General features: G+C 69.3%; 16 protein-coding genes. 8 read left to right on the forward strand and 8 right to left on the reverse strand.

Features of this window, described 5'->3' with window-relative positions; genetic code table 11:
• Positions 1 to 12: 12 nt before the first annotated feature.
• A complete protein-coding gene (gene dnaJ / locus VF557_15465; GenBank protein HEX8081608.1) occupies positions 13 to 1,152 on the reverse strand; it encodes a molecular chaperone DnaJ in 1,140 nt (379 codons plus the stop codon).
• Between the two features lie 106 nt (positions 1,153 to 1,258).
• Positions 1,259 to 2,281 carry a heat-inducible transcriptional repressor HrcA gene (hrcA, locus tag VF557_15470; GenBank protein ID HEX8081609.1) on the reverse strand — a complete coding sequence of 341 codons (1,023 nt, stop codon included), beginning with the start codon at positions 2,279 to 2,281 and terminating at the stop codon, positions 1,259 to 1,261.
• A gap of 169 nt (positions 2,282 to 2,450) precedes the next feature.
• Between hrcA and VF557_15475 the strand changes: the two genes are divergently transcribed.
• Complete coding sequence (locus VF557_15475) at positions 2,451 to 2,768, forward strand: type II toxin-antitoxin system VapB family antitoxin (protein ID HEX8081610.1); 318 nt, start codon at positions 2,451 to 2,453, stop codon at positions 2,766 to 2,768.
• Positions 2,769 to 2,783: 15 nt separating this feature from the next.
• On the opposite strand, the gene hemW is transcribed toward VF557_15475, so the two are convergent.
• Positions 2,784 to 4,016 (reverse strand): radical SAM family heme chaperone HemW, encoded by a 1,233-nt coding sequence (gene hemW / locus VF557_15480; GenBank protein HEX8081611.1) that lies wholly within the window; start codon positions 4,014 to 4,016, stop codon positions 2,784 to 2,786.
• 113 nt (positions 4,017 to 4,129) lie between these two features.
• Between hemW and VF557_15485 the strand changes: the two genes are divergently transcribed.
• Entirely contained in the window at positions 4,130 to 4,939 is an 810-nt protein-coding gene (locus VF557_15485) for an enoyl-CoA hydratase-related protein (protein ID HEX8081612.1), read from the forward strand.
• 259 nt (positions 4,940 to 5,198) lie between these two features.
• On the opposite strand, the gene VF557_15490 is transcribed toward VF557_15485, so the two are convergent.
• Entirely contained in the window at positions 5,199 to 5,360 is a 162-nt protein-coding gene (locus tag VF557_15490) for a hypothetical protein (GenBank protein HEX8081613.1), read from the reverse strand.
• 226 nt (positions 5,361 to 5,586) lie between these two features.
• Positions 5,587 to 5,784 (reverse strand): hypothetical protein, encoded by a 198-nt coding sequence (locus VF557_15495; protein HEX8081614.1) that lies wholly within the window; start codon positions 5,782 to 5,784, stop codon positions 5,587 to 5,589.
• A 295-nt stretch (positions 5,785 to 6,079) separates the two neighbouring features.
• Here VF557_15495 and asnB point away from each other — a divergent pair, with 295 nt between their 5' ends.
• The 4 genes from asnB to VF557_15515 all read left to right on the forward strand — a co-directional run bounded on the left by asnB (position 6,080) and on the right by VF557_15515 (position 10,999).
• Positions 6,080 to 7,918, forward strand: a complete 1,839-nt coding sequence (gene asnB / locus VF557_15500) for an asparagine synthase (glutamine-hydrolyzing) (GenBank protein ID HEX8081615.1) — start codon at positions 6,080 to 6,082, stop codon at positions 7,916 to 7,918.
• A 48-nt stretch (positions 7,919 to 7,966) separates the two neighbouring features.
• Positions 7,967 to 8,935, forward strand: a complete 969-nt coding sequence (locus tag VF557_15505) for a zinc-binding dehydrogenase (GenBank protein ID HEX8081616.1) — start codon at positions 7,967 to 7,969, stop codon at positions 8,933 to 8,935.
• 63 nt (positions 8,936 to 8,998) lie between these two features.
• On the forward strand, positions 8,999 to 10,168 hold the full coding sequence (locus VF557_15510; GenBank protein HEX8081617.1) for an acyl-CoA dehydrogenase family protein: 1,170 nt from the start codon (positions 8,999 to 9,001) through the stop codon (positions 10,166 to 10,168).
• A 30-nt stretch (positions 10,169 to 10,198) separates the two neighbouring features.
• Positions 10,199 to 10,999 carry an LLM class flavin-dependent oxidoreductase gene (locus VF557_15515; protein HEX8081618.1) on the forward strand — a complete coding sequence of 267 codons (801 nt, stop codon included), beginning with the start codon at positions 10,199 to 10,201 and terminating at the stop codon, positions 10,997 to 10,999.
• Between the two features lie 7 nt (positions 11,000 to 11,006).
• On the opposite strand, the gene VF557_15520 is transcribed toward VF557_15515, so the two are convergent.
• Positions 11,007 to 11,834, reverse strand: a complete 828-nt coding sequence (locus tag VF557_15520; GenBank protein HEX8081619.1) for a class I SAM-dependent methyltransferase — start codon at positions 11,832 to 11,834, stop codon at positions 11,007 to 11,009.
• Positions 11,835 to 11,961: 127 nt separating this feature from the next.
• Here VF557_15520 and VF557_15525 point away from each other — a divergent pair, with 127 nt between their 5' ends.
• Positions 11,962 to 12,783, forward strand: coding sequence for a PIG-L family deacetylase (locus tag VF557_15525; protein ID HEX8081620.1), 822 nt, complete (start codon positions 11,962 to 11,964; stop codon positions 12,781 to 12,783).
• A gap of 62 nt (positions 12,784 to 12,845) precedes the next feature.
• Here VF557_15525 and VF557_15530 read toward each other — a convergent pair whose 3' ends face one another.
• Both VF557_15530 and lepA read right to left on the reverse strand, forming a co-directional pair.
• Complete coding sequence (locus VF557_15530; GenBank protein HEX8081621.1) at positions 12,846 to 14,228, reverse strand: aminotransferase class V-fold PLP-dependent enzyme; 1,383 nt, start codon at positions 14,226 to 14,228, stop codon at positions 12,846 to 12,848.
• A 110-nt stretch (positions 14,229 to 14,338) separates the two neighbouring features.
• Positions 14,339 to 16,183, reverse strand: a complete 1,845-nt coding sequence (lepA, locus tag VF557_15535; protein HEX8081622.1) for a translation elongation factor 4 — start codon at positions 16,181 to 16,183, stop codon at positions 14,339 to 14,341.
• A 251-nt stretch (positions 16,184 to 16,434) separates the two neighbouring features.
• Between lepA and VF557_15540 the strand changes: the two genes are divergently transcribed.
• On the forward strand, positions 16,435 to 17,112 hold the full coding sequence (locus tag VF557_15540; GenBank protein ID HEX8081623.1) for a hypothetical protein: 678 nt from the start codon (positions 16,435 to 16,437) through the stop codon (positions 17,110 to 17,112).
• Positions 17,113 to 17,439 lie beyond the last annotated feature (327 nt).

Below are 17,439 nucleotides of genomic sequence, written 5' to 3' on the forward strand. Positions count from 1 at the left end.
CGGACGGCCGGCTCAGCGGGTGCCGAAGGCGTCGCGGACCTTGGAGAACAGCCCGCCGCGGTTGCCGCCCATGCCGATGTCCTCGTTGCGCAACTCGGCGAGCTCGCGCAGCAGCTTCTCCTGCGCGTCATCGAGCCGGGTCGGGGTGCGCACCTCGACGTGGACGTGCAGGTCGCCCCGGGTGGTGCTGCGCAACCGGGGCACTCCCTTGCCACGCAGCGTGATCACCGCTCCGGACTGCGTCCCGGGCCGGATCTCGACCCGCTCCTCGCCGTCCAGGGTGGTCAGGGTCAGCTCGGTGCCCAGCGCCGCGGCGGTCATCGGCACCGCCAGCGTGCAGTGCAGGTCCGAGCCCTCGCGGGTGAAGGTCTCGTGCGGCTGCTCGGTGACCTCGATGTAGAGGTCACCGGCGGGACCGCCGCCCGGGCCGACCTCGCCCTGGCCGGTCATCCGGATCCGCATGCCGTCCTCGATGCCGCCCGGGACGTCGACCGAGATGGTCCGGCGGGCCCGCACCCGGCCCTCGCCGGAACAGCTCAGGCAGGGTGACGGGATCTGCTGGCCGGTGCCGCCGCAGGTCGGGCAGGACCGGCTGGTCATCACCGGCCCGAGCAGCGAGCGCTGCATCGACTGGACCTCGCCCCGGCCACCGCAGGTGTCACAGGTCCGCGGCCGGGTTCCCGGGGCGCAGCCGTCGCCATGGCAGGTCTGGCAGGTGACCGCCGTCTCGACGGCGATGTCCTTCTGCACGCCGAAGGCCATGTCGGCCATGCTCAGCTCGATCCGGAGCAGCGCGTCAGCACCCTGGCGCACCCGGCTGCGCGGGCCGCGGGCGCCGCCGGCCGCACCCCCGAAGAAGGTCTCGAAGATGTCGCCGAAGCCGCCGAAACCGGCCCCGAACGGGTTGCCGTTGCCCGCGCCGGCGGTGGCCAGCGGGTCACCGCCCAGGTCGACGATCCGGCGCTTCTCCGGGTCCGACAGCACCTCGTAGGCGGTGGTGACCTCTTTGAACCGGTTCTGCGCCTGCGGGTCCGGGTTGACGTCAGGGTGCAACTCACGGGCGAGCTTGCGGTACGCGCGCTTGATCTCTTCTGCCGTCGCGTCGCTGCCGACGTTGAGCATCCCGTAGTAATTCCGGACGGTACCTGCCACCGGTGCATCCACCTCAGTCTCTACTGGCACTCAGCAACCCTGAGTGCCAAACACTCAGGTCGAGTGTACGGAAAAGTGCCGGCCGGCTCGCCGCGCCGGCAGCAGATCAGCCCTCGGCCAGCAGATCCCCGACGTAGCGGGCCACCGCGGCCACCCTGGCCATGGTGTGGGCGTAGTCCATCCGGCGCGGCCCGAGCACTCCCACCCCGCCGAGCGACATGCCGCTGGGGCCGTAACCCGCCGACACCACCGAGGTGGTCTGCAGCCCCTCGTAGCTGTTCTCGCCACCGATCCGCACCAGCACCTGGCCGGTGGTGCTGGACTGCTGGTCCAGCAGCCGCAGCAGCACCACCTGCTCCTCCAGGGCTTCGAGCACCGGCCGGATCGCCGGGAAGTCCAGCGAGCGCTCGGTCAGGTTCGCCGAGCCGGCCAGCACCACCCGCTCGGACGGGTGCTCGACCAAAGCCTCCAGCAGCACCGCGCTCAGGATGCCCACCAGGCCGCTCAGGTGCCCCGGCACCGCGGCGGGCAGCTCGGACACGATCGCCGGCGCCTCGGCCAGCCGCTTGTCACGCAGCTTGGCGTTGAGGGTGGTGCGCAGCTCGGCGACGTCGTCGGGCTCGACCGGCCCGGGCAGCTCGACGACCCGCTGCTCCACCCGTCCGGTGTCGGTGATCAGCACCAGCATCAGCCGGGACGGGCTCAGCAGCACCGTCTCCATGTGCCGGACCCGGGAGCGCGACAGCGACGGGTACTGCACCACGGCCACGTTGCGGGTCAGCTGGGCCAGCGCCCGGACCGCGTTCTGCAGCACCCCGTCCAGATCCACCGCGGTGTCCAGGAACTTCTCGATCGCCCGCCGCTCGGCCGCCGACAGCGGCTTCAACGAGGTCAGCCGGTCGACGAAGATCCGGTACCCGGCGTCGGTCGGCACCCGGCCGGCCGAGGTGTGCGGCTGGTGGATCAGGCCCTCGTCCTCCAGGGCCGCCATGTCGTTGCGGATCGTGGCGGGCGACACGCCCAGGTTGTGCCGGTCGACGATCGCCTTGCTGCCGACCGGCTCGTTGGTGGCGATGAAGTCCTCGACGATCGCGCGCAGCACCTCGAGTTTGCGTTCCTCTACGTTCATCTCATCGCCTCCTCACACCGATCCGGCCTCCAGCTTAGTTGGACCGGGCCCGCCAGGGTGTGACAACCGTGCCGAGCTGCCAACACGTCACCGTCGCCGGGGTGACAACGGTTAGGGTGCACAACGGTGTTCGCGCAGAACACGCGCTCGAAAGCGGAAGGTGCGCCACGTGATCTTCAAGGCGGTACGGGACAGCAGGCCCTACCCCGACCACAAGTTGTCCACCCGCGACTGGGCGAACGTCGCGCCCAGGCCGGTGCGACTGGACGAGCTGACCACCACCAAGCGCGAGTTGGCGCTGGACAAGCTGCTCGACGAGGACTCCACCTTCTACGGCGACCTGTTCCCGCATGCCGTGCAGTGGGACGGCGAGCTCTACCTCGAGGACGGCCTGCACCGGGCGGTCCGGGCGGCCCTGCAGCAGCGGCACACCCTGCACGTCCGGGTGCTCGACCTGGACGAGCTGCGTCCCAAGAAGCGCCCCTGAGGCCTGGGCCGGCGGTTACCGCTGGAGCACGTCGAGCAGGTCGCGCACCACGGCGTCGGCCAGCAGCCGGCCGCGCTGGGTGAGCACCAGCCGGCCGCGGGCCAGCGGCTCGCGCTCGGCCAGCCCCCAGCTCAGGCACTGCTCGGCGTGCCGGGTGGCCGCCCCGGGCAGGGTGTCCAGCCGCAGGCCCTGGACCATCCGCACCTGGAGCATCAGCCGCTCGGTCAGCCGGGCCCGCTCGTCCAGGGTCTCCCGGCCGGCTGCCGGGCTGCGGCCGGCGTCCAGCGCCGCGGTGTAGCGGGAGGGGTGCTTGACGTTCCACCACCGGGTGCCGCCGATGTGGCTGTGCGCGCCGGGACCCGCTCCCCACCAGTTCGCCCCGGCCCAGTACAGCTGGTTGTGACGGGACCTGGCCTCGGACGTCCGGGCCCAGTTCGACACCTCGTACCAGCTGAAGCCGCCGGCGGCCAGCGTGTCATCGGCTTGCAGGTAACGATCGGCCAGCACGTCGTCGTCCGGGGCCGGCACCGCGCCGGAGGCAACCTTGCGAGCCAGCGCGGTGCCGTCCTCGACGATCAGGGCGTAGGCGCTGACATGGTCAGCACCCGAGCCGATCGCGGCGTCCAGTGATGCCTGCCAGTCGGTGTCGGTCTCCCCCGGCGTGCCGTAGATCAGGTCGAGGTTGACGTGGGTGAATCCCGCCGCCCGGGCCTCGGCCACCGCCTGCACCGCCCGCTGTGGCCGGTGCTGGCGTTCCAGCACCGCCAGCACGTGCCCGACGGCTGACTGCATGCCGAGCGAAATGCGGGTGAAGCCGGCTGCCCGCAGCTTGGCCAGGTAGGCCGGCGTCACCGACTCGGGGTTGGCCTCGGTGGTGACCTCGGCGTCGGGCGCCAGCCCGAACTCCGCCCCGATCTCGGCCAGCACCAGGCCCAGGTGCTCGGCCGGCAGCAGGGTGGGCGTGCCGCCCCCGAAGAACACCGTCGAGACCGGCGGCGCGCTGGCCGGCAACACGGTGCGGGCCAGCCTGATCTCGGCCAGCACCGTGTCGGCGTAGGAGCCCTGGCTGACCCCGGGGCCCAGTTCCTGGGCGGTGTAGGTGTTGAAGTCGCAGTAGCCGCACCGGCTCGCGCAGAACGGCACGTGCACGTAGAAGCCGAGCGGCTGGGCGCGCAGGCTCAGCAGCGCGGTCTCGGTCAGGCGACCGCTGGACGGCGCCGGATCGCCGAGCGGCAGTGCGGATGGCATGGCACCAGTGTTGAATGCCTACAGCGCACGGCTGCACCCGACCCGCCGACAGGTGCGAAAAGCCGCTCGCCCGCGTGCTGTCCGGCGGCTACCCACCGAGGGGTTGGAGAGGTGTGAGCACCAGTTCAGAGGCTGCCGGCGCGAGTTCCGGAACGGTCGGCACGGTCGGATACGAGGTGGCCGAATCCGTGGCCCGGATCACCCTGGACGCCCCGCAGCGGCGCAACGCGCTATCGGCGGACCTGCTCGGCCAGCTGCGCCAGCGGCTGGACGAGGCAGCGGCGGACCCGAGGGTGCGCAGCGTGGTGCTGGGCCACACCGGCCCGGTGTTCTCCTCCGGGATGGACCTGACCACCGTGGCCGGCGTCGCCGCCGAGGATCAGCCGATCGTGGCGTTTCCCGCGCTGCTGCAACGGCTCTGGGAATTCGACAAGCCGGTGATCGCGCAGGTCCAGGGCAAGGCGCGCGCCGGCGGCATCGGCCTGATCGCCGCCTGCGACATCGCGGTGGGCGCCGAGCACGCCGACTTCGCGTTCACCGAGGTGCGCCTGGGCCTGGTGCCTGCGGTGATCTCGGTGCCGGTGCTGCCCAGGGTGGCGCCCCGTCCGGCGCTGGAGCTGTTCCTGACCGGTGAGACCTTCGGCGCGGACCGCGCTCGCGAGATCGGCTTGCTCAACAGCGTCAGCGACGACGTCCCGGCCGAGGTGGCGCGCTACACCGCGATGCTGCGGTTGTGCGAGCCGGCGGCGCTGGCCGGCGTCAAGCAGCTGCTGCGCCGGGACCGGGGCTCGCTGTCGATGGCCGAGGAACTCGCCGAGATGAGCCGGCTGTCGGCCGGCTATTTCGCCAGCCCGCAGGCGCAGGAAGGCATCGCGGCCTTCGCCGCCAAGCGGCCGCCGTCCTGGGCGGCAGAGGCGGAGTAAACCCGCTCACGTGCGCCTTGGCGCCGATGAACGCAAAAGCGACCCGAAATGGCGCCGCTTTTGCTTGATTCAACGTGGCCGTTCACGTGCTTACCAGGAACTACGGTGGGTCAGGTCGTACCGTCCCGACCGGCGTCGGCGCATCGGCCTATTGCCACATCGAAGTTAGTGGAACGGTACGACCCTTCGACTCTGATCCCAGATCCGAGCCTTGCTCTTTCAGGCAACAGACCTGGGAAGCACGCCGCGGTGTCCCAGCCTACTTCGACCTGCTTTCCACGAACGTCCGCACCGCATCTTCGACGCACACTTTCAGCGCATCGACCTCGTCGGAAGCCCCGCCAGGCTTGCTGGGATCCATTTCTTCCGCAAGATATCTGCCCAAAGTCGGGAAGCCGTTCTCGGTGAGAACCTCCACCATGTTCTGAACCTGAGGATCATAGTTCCCTGAAGTCATGTTTAAACCCCTCTCGCTTTTCGAAAGCCCCTCAACGGGGGCACCATTAAGACAACGGAACTTATTCTTTGCCCCGGGCTCCGCGGGCTTTACGCCTTAATCCTCACTGCGGCGAAATGGCGCGTCATCCCTAAAATTGGTGAAGGTTGCGCAGCCGGCGTCGTGGGAGTTGCGGCTTAGGCCGGCTGGGTCAGCTACCGGCTCGCGGGTTCAAGCCGGTCGAGCCGGTGACCAGGTGCGGCCCGCTGAGGTGCGAGCCGCCTGGCCACGAGCCGGTCCGGGAGTCACCGTCGAACGCCCGGGCGGTGTAACCGATCGCCAGCAGCAGAACCAGAATGATCAGCACCAGCAACGGACGCCGACGCCAGGGCGTGCGGGGAAGTGCCACCGCATCAGCCTAGAGGAGCCCGCAGCACGGCGGCGCGGCCGCCGCCTTTGACAGCGCGCTCGACCCCTATCAGTCTCAAATCAGTAACTTTCAATCGAATACCTTTAATCCGGCAATGCCCAAGAAACTCCCCTGCCCTCTTCAGCAATGCTGATGAAGCATTCTTTCCGTTTTGGCCTACCGGAGGACCTGGCCGAAAGCCCCGACGCGGTGGTCCGACCACACGCCGGACGGGGGTCCATGGGGGTTCTGCACGTGCCATCCGCGAGCCAAGAAACCGACAGGAGACTGGCAGATGTGTGGAATAACCGGCTGGGTGTCGTTCGACCGAGATCTGACCCGAGAAGGGGAAACCCTGGACGCGATGACGCAGACCATGGCGTGTCGAGGTCCGGACGCATCAGGTACGTGGACGGACCGCAACGCCGCCCTGGGGCACCGGAGGCTCTCGGTGATCGACCTTGTCGGTGGCGTGCAACCGATGTCGGCCCATACCCCCCATGGCGAGGTGACGCTGGTCTTCAGCGGTGAGGTGTACAACTTCGTCGAGCTACGCGAGGAATTGACGCGCGGGGGCGAGCAGTTCACCACCGCCAGCGACACCGAGGTGATACTGCGCGGCTACCTCCAGTGGGGCGCGGGAGTGGCCGAGCGGCTTATCGGCATGTTCGCCTTCGCGATCTGGGACGCCAGGGACCGGAAGCTGGTCATGGTCCGCGACCGGATTGGGATCAAGCCCTTCTACTTCTACCCCACGGCCGACGGTGTGCTGTTCGGCTCGGAACCCAAGGCGATCCTGGCCAATCCAATCGCCAAGCGGGTAGTCGACATGGACGGGTTGCGTGAGGCGTTCTCCTACGCCTACAACCCGGGGAAGAATTTCTGGTCAGGAATGCGGCAGGTGGAGCCTGCCACGATCGTCACGGTGGACGAGCACGGCCTGCGCGAACGCACCTACTGGCGCTTGGAGACCCGCCCGCACACCGACGACCTCGGCGTCACGGTGAGCAGGATCCGCGAACTGCTGGACGACAGCGTCAGCCACCAACTCGTCGCCGACGTGCCGCGCTGCGTGCTGCTGTCAGGCGGCCTGGACTCGAGCACTCTCACCGCTCTGGCCGCGTCCCACCTGGGAAGCGAGCGGGTACGGACGTTCTCGGTGGACTTCAGAGGTTACGCAGACACTTTCGAGTCCAACGATTTTCAGGTCACGGCTGATGCGCCCTACGTGCACGACGTCGCACGTCACGTGGGGTCTGACCATCTGGATATCGTGCTCGACTCGAAGGCATTGGCCGATCCCGAGGTGCGCAAGGCTGTACTGCTCGCGCGGGACATCCCGGTGAACCTCGGCGACATGGACTTCTCGCTGTACCTGATGTTCAAGGAGATCCGGAAGCGGTCGACCGTGGCCCTGTCCGGCGAGTCCTCCGATGAGATCTTCGGTGGGTACCGGCACATGCGCGTTCCGCAGATCCAGCAGGCACGCGCGTTCCCGTGGATCGCGATGAGCATAGGCCCGTTGGACAAGGACGGGACCGGGCTGCGGCCGGACCTGCTGGCCAGGCTGAGGCTGGAAGAGTACCGGCAGGACATGTACGACAAGGCGGTGGCCGAGGTCGAGCGGTCAGACTCCGACGACGACTTCGAACACCGCATGCGCATCATGCTCTACCTGCACCTGACCCGGTTCATTCGCAACCTTCTCGACCGCAAGGACCGGTTGAGCATGGCCGTCGGGCTGGAGGTCCGGGTGCCGTTCTGCGACCACCGGCTCATCGAGTACGTGTACAACACGTCCTGGGCGATGAAGAACTACGACGGCAAGGAGAAAAGCCTGCTGCGCGGGGCCGTCAAGGACATGCTGCCGAAGTCGGTCGCGTGGCGGGCCAAGAGCGCGTACCCGTCCACCCAGGACCCGTACTACACGCGCGAACTTCAGGAGCAGGGCAGGGAGGTCCTGTCCGATCCGAACCACGCCGTCTTCGAACTGGTGGACCGGAACTGGTTGGCCGGCGCGGTCGGTGACGACTCAGCCGTCCTGGAGAGGCTGACCCGGCTCGGCCTGGAGCGGACGCTGGATCTGGCAATGTGGCTCGACCTCTACCGTCCTGACCTGGACCTCGCGCGCTGACACTCGCGAGCTGACGCCTTGCGAGCCAGGTGGCGTTAGGGTCGTGCCATGCGAGCTGCCTACGCCAGTGCCCTGAACCCGGACGCCCCGCTGGACGGGCTGGTGGTCGGCGAGCGCCCCGAGCCCGAACCGCGGCCGGGTTGGAGCACGGTGCGGGTCAAGGCCGCCAGCCTCAACCACCACGACCTGTGGACGCTGCGCGGGGTCGGCATCAAAGAGAGCCAGCTGCCGATGATCCTGGGTGGCGACGCGGCCGGCGTCGACACCGCGACCGGCCAGGAGGTGGTGCTGCATTCGGTGATCAGCGCCGAGGACTGGTCGGGCGACGAGACCCTGGACCCCGGCCGCTCGCTGCTGAGCGAGAAGCACCAGGGCGCGCTGGCCGAACTGGTGACGGTGCCCACCGCCAACCTGCTGCCCAAGCCGGCTGAGCTGTCCTTCGCCGAGGCGGCCTGCCTGCCGACGGCCTGGCTGACCGCCTACCGGATGCTGTTCGTCAATTCCGAGTTGCGGCCGGGGCACACCGTGCTGGTGCAGGGCGCCACCGGCGGGGTGGCCTCGGCGTGTATCGGCCTGGCCCGGGCCGCCGGGCTGCGGGTCTGGGCGACCGCCCGCACCGAGGCCAAGCAGGCCACCGCGCTGGAGCTGGGCGCCCACCAGGCCTTCGCCTCCGGCGCCCGGCTGCCCGAGCGGGTCGACGCGGTGCTGGAGACCGTCGGGGAGGCCACCTGGTCACACTCGCTGAAGTCGCTGCGGCCCGGCGGCCGGATCGTGATCTCCGGAGCCACCTCCGGGGCGATGCCGCCGGCCGAGCTGAACCGGATCTTCTTTTTGCAGCTGCAGGTGATCGGCTCCACGATGGGCACCCGCGCCGAGCTCGGCGAGCTGATCTCCTTCCTGCGGGTGACCGGCCTGCGGCCGCGGATCGATCGGACGTTGCCGCTGGAGCAGGTGGCCGACGGGTTGGCCGCGATGCAGGCCGGTGAGCTGGTCGGCAAGATCGTCATCGAACCCTGATGGCTCGCGCCGGTTAGATTCGAGGAAGCTTCGTTCGGCGCTAGCGATGAGGACACCCCGGCTATGGACTTCTCCCTGACTGAAGAAGAGCTGCAGACCCGGGACTGGGTGCGCAACTTCGTCCAGCGGGAGATTGCGCCCCTGGAGCCGACGGTGCTGCGCCGGGAACGGGCCGGCCAGCCGGGCATCAGCTACGAGGAGGTCAGCGAGCTTCGGGCCAAGGCCAGGAAGTTCGGCTTCTGGGGCATCCAGACGCCCGTCGAGTACGGCGGCATGGGTCTGTCCGCGGTGATGACCGCGCTGGTCGAGGTCGAGCTGGGCCGGACCTTCGTGCCGTTCTACTTCGGCGGCGCGGCCGACAACATCCTGTTCCACGCCAACGACTCGCAGAAGCAGAAGTACCTGCTGCCGACCATCGAGGGCCAGCGGCGGTCCTGCTTCGCGATCACCGAGCCGGGCGCGGGCTCGGACCTGCAGGCGATCCGCACCTCGGCGCGCCAGGACGGCGAGGACTGGGTCATCAACGGCGAGAAGACGTTCATCACCGGCGGCGCGGACGCCGACTTCGCCATGGTGTTCGCGGTCACCGACGCCGAGAAGGGCGTCAACGGCGGGGTGACCTGCTTCCTGGCCGACCGCGAGATGGGCTGGAAGTCCGAGCCGATCGACACCATGGGCGAGTGGGGCCCGGCGGCGCTGGTTTTCGACGAGGTGCGGGTGCCGGCCCGCAACGTCCTGGGCGAGGTCGGGCAGGGTTTCGCCTTGGCCATGCAGTGGATCGGCCGCGGCCGGTACCTGCTGCCGGCCCGCGCGCTCGGCGCCTGCGAGCGGCTCGTCGAGATGGCGATGGAGCACGCCCGCACCCGGGTGACCTTCGGCAAGCCGATCGCCGAACGGCAGGCGATCCAGTGGATGATCGCCGACTCCGCGGTGGAGATCGAGGCGCTGCGCTGGCTGGTGCTGTCGGCGGCCTTCCAGGTCGACTCGGGCCTGGACTCCCGGCAGGCCCAGTCGATCGCCAAGCTGTACGGCGGCGTCAAGGCCAACGAGATCGTCGACCGGATGCTTCAGGTCCACGGCGGGATGGGCTACACCCGGGAGCTGCCGGTCGAGCGCTGGTACCGGGAGCTGCGGCTGCTGCGGATCTATGAGGGCACCGACGAGATCCAACGCCGGACGATCGCCCGCAACCTGCTCAAGGGCCACGTCTCGGTGCGCGGCGCGCTCGGCTGAGCGCCGGCCGGCCTTGAGATACTGCCCGCCATGGTGAACCTGGGCGTCATCTTTCCACCCGACCTCGCGCCGGAGCAGTTGCGACCGGTGGCACTGGCCGCCGAGCAGTCCGGGCTCGCCGAGCTGTGGCTGTGGGAGGACTGCTTCGCCGAGAGCGGCATCGCCACCGCGGCGGCCGTGCTGGCCTGGACCGAGCGGCTGCGGGTCGGCATCGGCCTGCTGCCGGTCCCGCTGCGCAACGTGGCACTGACCGCGATGGAGCTGGCGACGCTGGCCAGGCTGTTCCCCGACCGGCTGGTTCCCGGCGTCGGGCACGGCGTGCTGGACTGGATGGATCAGGTCGGGGCGCGGGTGCCCTCGCCGATGACCCTGCTGACCGAGTACGCCACGGCGCTTCGGAAGCTGCTGCACGGGCAGACGGTCTCGACGTCCGGACGGTACGTGACGCTCGACGCGGTCGGCCTCGCCTGGCCGCCGCAGGCGGTGCCGCCAGTGTTGGTGGGCGCAATCGGGCCGCGAACCCTGACACTGGCCGGCGCGGTCGGCGACGGGGTGATCCTGACCGGTGAGACCACCGCCGAACAGCTGCCCGAGGCGGTGGGTCAGGTGCGAGCCGGCCGGTCAGCCGCGGGCCGGGATGGCTCGCCCGAAGTGATCGTCTTCGTGCCGGTCACCGACCGGCCGGCGGCCCGCGACCTCGCCGGCCAGGTCAGCCGGTTCGTCGAGGCAGGCGCCACCACGGTCGCGCTGCACTCGGTCGGCGAGAACGCGCCGCCCCTGGTCGAGTTCGCGCGCTTCGCCGGACACGAGGTCCAGCCACTGCTCACCTGAGCAGGCCTCAGTCCTTGACCGCTTGCAGGGTGTAGGTCAGCGGCAGCCGCTCGGGCCCCTCGATCAGCCGCCACTCCTCATCCTCGCCGCGGACCATCGCGCCGGGCAGCGCCTCCCACGGCACCGATTGATGCTCGACGAACTGGGTGAGCCGCAGCCCGGCGTCCAGCACCGCGGTGATGATCTCGCCGATTCCGTGGTTCCAGCTGGCGCTGCTGTTGTTGGCGAAGGCGACTTCGGTCTCGACGTAGGTGCCCTCCTCCTCGAACACCACCGGCTTCTCGGTCTCGAAGTACGGGTAGTGCGCCGCCAGCAGGTGATCCTCGCGAAGATCGTCGATCGCCCACAGCGCCGGATGCCCCTCCCGGATGAACAGCCGGCCGCCGGGCGCGAGCAGGTCGGCGACCAGCCGGCCCCAGCGGGCGATGTCGGGCAGCCAGCACAGCGCGCCCACCCCGGTGTAGAGCAGGTCGAACTGCTGGGCGCCGAACCGATCGAGGGCCTCGTAGGCGTCGGCCTGCACGTAGTTGATGTCGGCGCCGACCGAGTCGGCCAGCTGGCGGGCTTCGTCCAGCGCCGGGCCGGAGAAGTCCAGCCCGCTCATCCGCGCGCCCAACCGGTGCAGCGACAGGGTGTCGGTGCCGATGTGGCACTGCAGGTGCAGGCCGCGCAGTCCGCTGATGTCGCCCAGGCGTGGCTGGTCGAAGCGCACCACCTTGGACAGGAAGTTCGGATCGTCGCGAAAGCGCTGCAGCGCGTAGCCGGGTGAGGCTGCGTGCGCCGGCGCCCGTTCGTTCCAGTTGGCCAGGTTCAGTGCGCGGTAGTCGTTGTCCACGCCGCTGATTGTCGCAATGCGGTCGAGCCGATTTCAGCCGGGCTGCCCGCGACGTGGCCGAGGTCCGCAGCTGGGTTCAGCACGTGCACCCGCTACTGCGGTACTGACGCGACGTTAGGGTGGCGGCATGACTGATCGGCGCTTGACGCTCATGGCTGTGCACGCCCATCCGGACGACGAGGCGACCGGCACCGGTGGCGTGCTGGCCAAGGCCGCGGCAGAAGGCATCCGGACCGTGCTGGTCACCTGCACCGACGGCCGGTGCGGGGACGGCCCGGGCGGGGTCAAGCCCGGCGATCCCGGCCACGACCCCGAGGCGGTGGCCGAGATGCGCCGCGGTGAGCTGGAGAAGAGCTGCGCGGTGCTGGGCGTGAGCCACCTGGAGCTGCTGGAGTACGCCGACTCCGGAATGATCGACTGGCCCCAGAACAGCGCGCCCGGCTCGTTCTGGAGCACCCCGGTGAGCGAGGCGGCAGCACGGCTGGCGGAGCTGATGCGGCGCTACCAGCCCGATGTGGTGGTCAGCTACGACGAGAACGGCTTCTACGGCCATCCCGACCACATCCAGGCGCACCGGATCACCATGGCCGCGGTGGCCGAGACCGGGCTGCCGGCCAAGGTCTACTGGACCACTGCTCCCCAATCGGGGATGCAGGAGCTCCGCCGGATCATGCTCGAGCTCGGCGCGGACTGGGACGAGCCGGACGGCGAGACGCCGGAGATCGGCCTGCCCGACGAGCAGATCACCACCTGGGTCGACACCAACGAGTTCAGCGACCAGAAGTACGACGCGCTGGCCGCGCACGCCAGCCAGGACGAGAGCATCTTCTTTTTGCGGATGGGCCGGGAGAATTTCGCCAGCCTGATGGGTGTCGAGACCTTCGTCCGGGTGCACGACACCACCGGCGCGCCGCTGCCCGAGGACGACCTGTTCGCCGGCCTCCGCTAACCGGTCGGTCGCCTCAGCCAGCCCGCCGCTCCGCTAGCCGGTCGCCCGGCTAACCCGGTCAGCTAGCCGGTCGCCTCGACAGCGCGCCGGACGGCCGCCAGGGACAGCTCGACGTCCTGCTCGTCGGTGGACCAGTTGCTGACCGAGACCCGGATGATCTGCCGGCCGGCCCAGCGCGAGCCCGACATCCAGGTGACTCCCTCGGCGAGCAGGTGGTTCATGACCGCACGGGTGCGCTCCTCGTCCCCGACGGAGAAGCAGACCTGGGTGAACACCACGTCGTTGAGCACCTCGACGCCGTCCAGCTCGGCGATGCCGGCCGCGATCGCCTGGGCGTGGGAGACCAGCCCGTCCACCAGGCCGGCCAGACCTGACCTGCCGAGCGACTGCAGCGCCGCCCACACCGGCACGCCCCGGGCCCGCCGGGACATCTCCGGGGCCCGGTCCAGCGGGTCGCCGGCGGCGTCGGGCACCAGGTAGTCGGCGGCGATGCCGAAGGCGCGGCGCATCGGCGCCGGCCTGGTCACGATCGCGACGCCGCAGTCGAAGGGCACGTTGAGCGTCTTGTGCGCGTCGGTGCCCCACGAGTCGGCGTCCTGGTAACCGGTGACCAGGTGCCGGTGGGTCGGGCTGGCGGCGGCCCACAGCCCGAACGCGCCGTCGATGTGCACCCAGGCGCCGTGCTGGTGAGCGACGGCGATGGCCTCGGCGAACGGGTCGAAGGCTCCGGAGTGCAGGTTGCCGGCCTGCAGGCACAGGATCGCCGGCCCGCTGGGCTGGCGATCGAGGTGCTCGGCCAGCAGATCGGCGCGGATCCGGCCCTGGTCATCGGCCGGCACCACCGTCGGCGCGCCCAGTCCCAGGTAGCGCAGCGCCACATCGACCGTCACGTGCCGCTCGGCGCCGACCAGCACCGTGATCAGCGGTGCCCCGTTCAGCCCCCGCTCGTTGACATCCCAGCCCACTCCGGCCAGCACTTGCTCGCGCGCGGCCGCCAGGCAGCTGAAATTGGCCATCGTCGCGCCGGTCACGAAGCCCACGGCACTTGCCGGTGGCAGGCCGAGCAGCTCCAGCAGCCAGCGAGCGGCCGCCTCCTCGGCGGCCACCACGCCCGGGGTCGGGCCTCGCATGCCGGCGTTCTGGTCCCAGGCGCTGACCAGCCAGTCGGCGGCCAGCGCGGCCGGCAGCGTCCCGCCGATCACCCAGCCGAAGAACCGGCCGGAGGGCATCGCCATCAGGCCGTCCTCGACGCCCTCGGCCAGCAGGTCGACGGCCGCGGCCGGATCGCTCGGGCCGCCCGGGATGGTCTCGCCGAAGGCCTTGACCAGTTCGTCGGCGCCCCGCCGCGGCGGGATCGGCCGGTCCGGCATCGAGGCGAGCCAGCGTCGCGCGTGAGTCACCGCGGCCTGCAGGGCGGCGGTGTAGGCCTCTTCTCGTGCGGTCATGACGGGACGCATCCCCCTTTGGCGCTCGGCTCGATCCGTCTCGTCCAGGGACGCTACGCCACCCCGCTGACAAGCCGCAGGCGGATCTCGGACGAGCAATCCAGCGCGCGTCAGCGCTTGCCGGAGTCCGGTGACTCGGTGGTGGACAGCGCGGCGATGAAGGCCTCCTGGGGCACCTCGACCCGCCCGACCATCTTCATCCGCTTCTTGCCTTCCTTCTGCTTCTCCAGCAGTTTGCGCTTGCGGGTGATGTCACCGCCGTAGCACTTGGCCAGCACGTCCTTGCGGATCGCCCGGATGCTCTCCCGCGCGATCACCCGGGCGCCGATCGCGGCCTGGATCGGCACCTCGAACTGCTGGCGCGGGATCAGCTCGCGCAGCTTGGTCGTCATCATCACGCCGTAGGCGTAGGCCTTGTCCTTGTGCACGATCGCCGAGAACGCGTCCACCGGCTCGCCCTGCAGCAGGATGTCGACCTTGACCAGGTCGGCGGTCTGCTCGCCGGCCGCCTCGTAGTCCAGGCTGGCGTAGCCGCGGGTGCGTGACTTCAGCGCGTCGAAGAAGTCGAAGATGATCTCGCCCAGCGGCAGCGTGTAGCGCAGCTCGACCCGGGTCTCGGACAGGTAGTCCAGGCCCAGCAGGGTGCCGCGCCGGCCCTGGCACAGCTCCATGATCGCGCCGATGTACTCGCTCGGAGCGATGATCATCGACTTGACGATCGGCTCGTAGACGTCGGAGATCTTCTGCCCGGACGGCCAGTCCGAGGGGTTGGTGACCACGAACTCGCGGCCGTCCTCCAGGATCACCCGGTTGACCACGTTGGGCGCGGTCGAGATCAGCTCCAGGCCGAACTCCCGCTCCAGGCGGTCCCGGGTGATCTCCAGGTGCAGCAGGCCGAGAAAGCCGCACCGGAAGCCGAAGCCGAGCGCGCCGGAGGACTCGGGCTCGTAGACCAGCGCGGCGTCGTTGAGCCGCAGCCGGTCCAGGGCGTCGCGCAGCAGCGGAAAGTCCGAGCCGTCGATCGGGAACAGCCCGGAGTACACCATCGGGTTCGGGTCGCGGTAGCCGCCGAGCGCCTCTTTCGCGGGCTTGACCGCGTCGGTCACGGTGTCACCGACCTTGGACTGCCGGACGTCCTTCACCCCGGTGATCAGGTAGCCGACCTCGCCTACGCCCAGGCCCTTGGACACCACCGGCTCGGGTGAGATGACGCCGACCTCGAGCAGCTCGTGGGTGGCGCCGGTGGACATCATCTTGATCTTCTGGCGCGGGCTTATGTGGCCGTCGATCACCCGGACGTAGGTGATCACGCCCCGGTAGATGTCATAGACCGAGTCGAAGATCATCGCCCGGGGATGGGCGTCGGCGTCGCCCACCGGGGCCGGCACCTGGCGGCAGATCACGTCGAGCAACTCCTCGACGCCCTGGCCGGTCTTGGCCGAGACCCGCAGCACGTCGTCGGGGTCACACCCGATGATGTGGGCGATCTCGGCGGCGTAGAGGTCGGGCTGGGCGGCCGGCAGGTCGATCTTGTTCAGCACCGGGATGATCTGCAGGTCGTTCTCCAGCGCCAGGTACAGGTTGGCCAGCGTCTGGGCCTCGATGCCCTGGGCGGCGTCGACCAGCAGCACCGCGCCCTCGCAGGCGGCCAGGCTGCGGCTCACCTCGTAGGTGAAGTCGACGTGGCCGGGGGTGTCGATCATGTGCAGGGTGTAGTCGACGCCGTCCAGGCGGGACTGCCAGGGCATCCGGACGTTCTGGGCCTTGATGGTGATGCCGCGCTCGCGCTCGATGTCCATCCGGTCCAGGTACTGGGCCTTGGCCTGCCGCGGGTCCAGCACACCGGTCAGCCGCAGCATCTGATCGGCCAGCGTCGACTTGCCGTGGTCGATATGGGCGATGATCGAGAAGTTGCGGATGCGCGCGGGCGGGGTGTCGCCAGGCGGACTCGGGATTGCGGGCACGGGCTGCTTTCTTCGCGGTTCTACTTCGGTGGGCGACTGCGTAGGGCGGTGTGCCGCGTGCTCCGCGTGCTGCCCGGATCAACGCTGACGGGTCCATTCTCCCATGACCTCATCGCCGACCGGCACCCTCGGCGTTACCCGCTGGGCTCCAGGGGTCACGCTGGGCTCCAGGCGGTAGCGTCCAGCCTGCCCCACAATGTTGACAAACGTGAACGCGGCTTACTGATGAGGCGGCTGAGGCAATGAGAAGTCCACGCTTATGGGCGCTGGCTGGCTCGACCCTCATCATTGGCGCGCTCGCCGCAGGGTGCACTCGCGCGCCCTCGGACGGAGTTCGCACCGATGCCTCTTCAAGCGTCGCCTATCCGAGCAGCACGGTGCAGGACTGGGTCAGCTACGGCGATGTGACTGCTTACATGCGTGTCGACGGCGAGACGGCCGAGCCCGAGTCGGAGGCCGTGCAGACAACCGGCGAGGGCCTGGTCAATCGCATCATCGACGTGACAGTCCTTCAGACGCTGTGGCAGCGAAAGCCGAACATGGTTCTTCCTGAAACGCTGAAAACAGGCGCCTGGGGCTGGATCGTTTCCGATGGCAAGCGGCAGCCGATGGCTGACCGCGACGGTTCACGACTAGAGGTTGGCCATAAATACGTCGCCACGTTCACCTCAAGCGGCGTGGCGCCTGGTTGGACCATCCTCGGCACGGCCGCGATCATCCCCTTCGACGGAGAACTCGCTGGCGCAGGTGAGCGTCGCGGTGGAGACAGCAGTCCGGGCGCGGGATTCGACGAGGTGAACGGCGCCACCCTCGATCAGTTCGCAGCCAAGCTCGCATCAGCTGAACCTCACCCTATCGCGGTGAAATACGGCGACCTGGCAGCACGCGAGAGATACGCCAAAGTCGTCGCGGAAGGCTGACGCTCCTGACTCTGGTCACGTCGCCGACCCTGGGCTGCCGGGACGTCCCTTCACCGGCGATCAGGTAACCCGACTTCGCCTACGCCAAGCGGTGTTACGCGCTTATGGTGCCGCTTGCGCCCATGCGTAGACCTCCTACCGATTACGTGATTCATCCCTTGTGATGTGACTTGGCTCACTGCTATGGTCCTGAAACTCACATCGGTCACATGGGTGTTAGCGGCAGATAAGCCCGCCAACACCTCCTGTCTCATGCCCTCGAACTCGCCTTCGGCGCCTTCAGTCGGCCAGGGCTGGACTGCCCGGTTCAGCTGCCTGAGGGGGCGT

The sequence above is a fragment of the Jatrophihabitans sp. genome, from assembly GCA_036389035.1.
Classification (GTDB): Bacteria; Actinomycetota; Actinomycetes; order Mycobacteriales; family Jatrophihabitantaceae; genus Jatrophihabitans_A.

Bases quoted from the DNA above. Each gene is read 5' to 3' on its own strand.
- hrcA (HEX8081609.1), bottom strand. From the start codon at position 2,281: ATGAACGTAGAGGAACGCAAACTCGAGGTGCTGCGCGCGATCGTCGAG.
- hemW (HEX8081611.1), bottom strand. From the start codon at position 4,016: ATGCCATCCGCACTGCCGCTCGGCGATCCGGCGCCGTCCAGCGGTCGC.
- VF557_15490 (HEX8081613.1), bottom strand. From the start codon at position 5,360: ATGGTGGAGGTTCTCACCGAGAACGGCTTCCCGACTTTGGGCAGATAT.
- asnB (HEX8081615.1), top strand. From the start codon at position 6,080: ATGTGTGGAATAACCGGCTGGGTGTCGTTCGACCGAGATCTGACCCGA.
- VF557_15505 (HEX8081616.1), top strand. From the start codon at position 7,967: ATGCGAGCTGCCTACGCCAGTGCCCTGAACCCGGACGCCCCGCTGGAC.
- VF557_15510 (HEX8081617.1), top strand. From the start codon at position 8,999: ATGGACTTCTCCCTGACTGAAGAAGAGCTGCAGACCCGGGACTGGGTG.
- VF557_15515 (HEX8081618.1), top strand. From the start codon at position 10,199: ATGGTGAACCTGGGCGTCATCTTTCCACCCGACCTCGCGCCGGAGCAG.
- VF557_15525 (HEX8081620.1), top strand. From the start codon at position 11,962: ATGACTGATCGGCGCTTGACGCTCATGGCTGTGCACGCCCATCCGGAC.
- VF557_15530 (HEX8081621.1), bottom strand. From the start codon at position 14,228: ATGACCGCACGAGAAGAGGCCTACACCGCCGCCCTGCAGGCCGCGGTG.
- VF557_15540 (HEX8081623.1), top strand. From the start codon at position 16,435: ATGAGAAGTCCACGCTTATGGGCGCTGGCTGGCTCGACCCTCATCATT.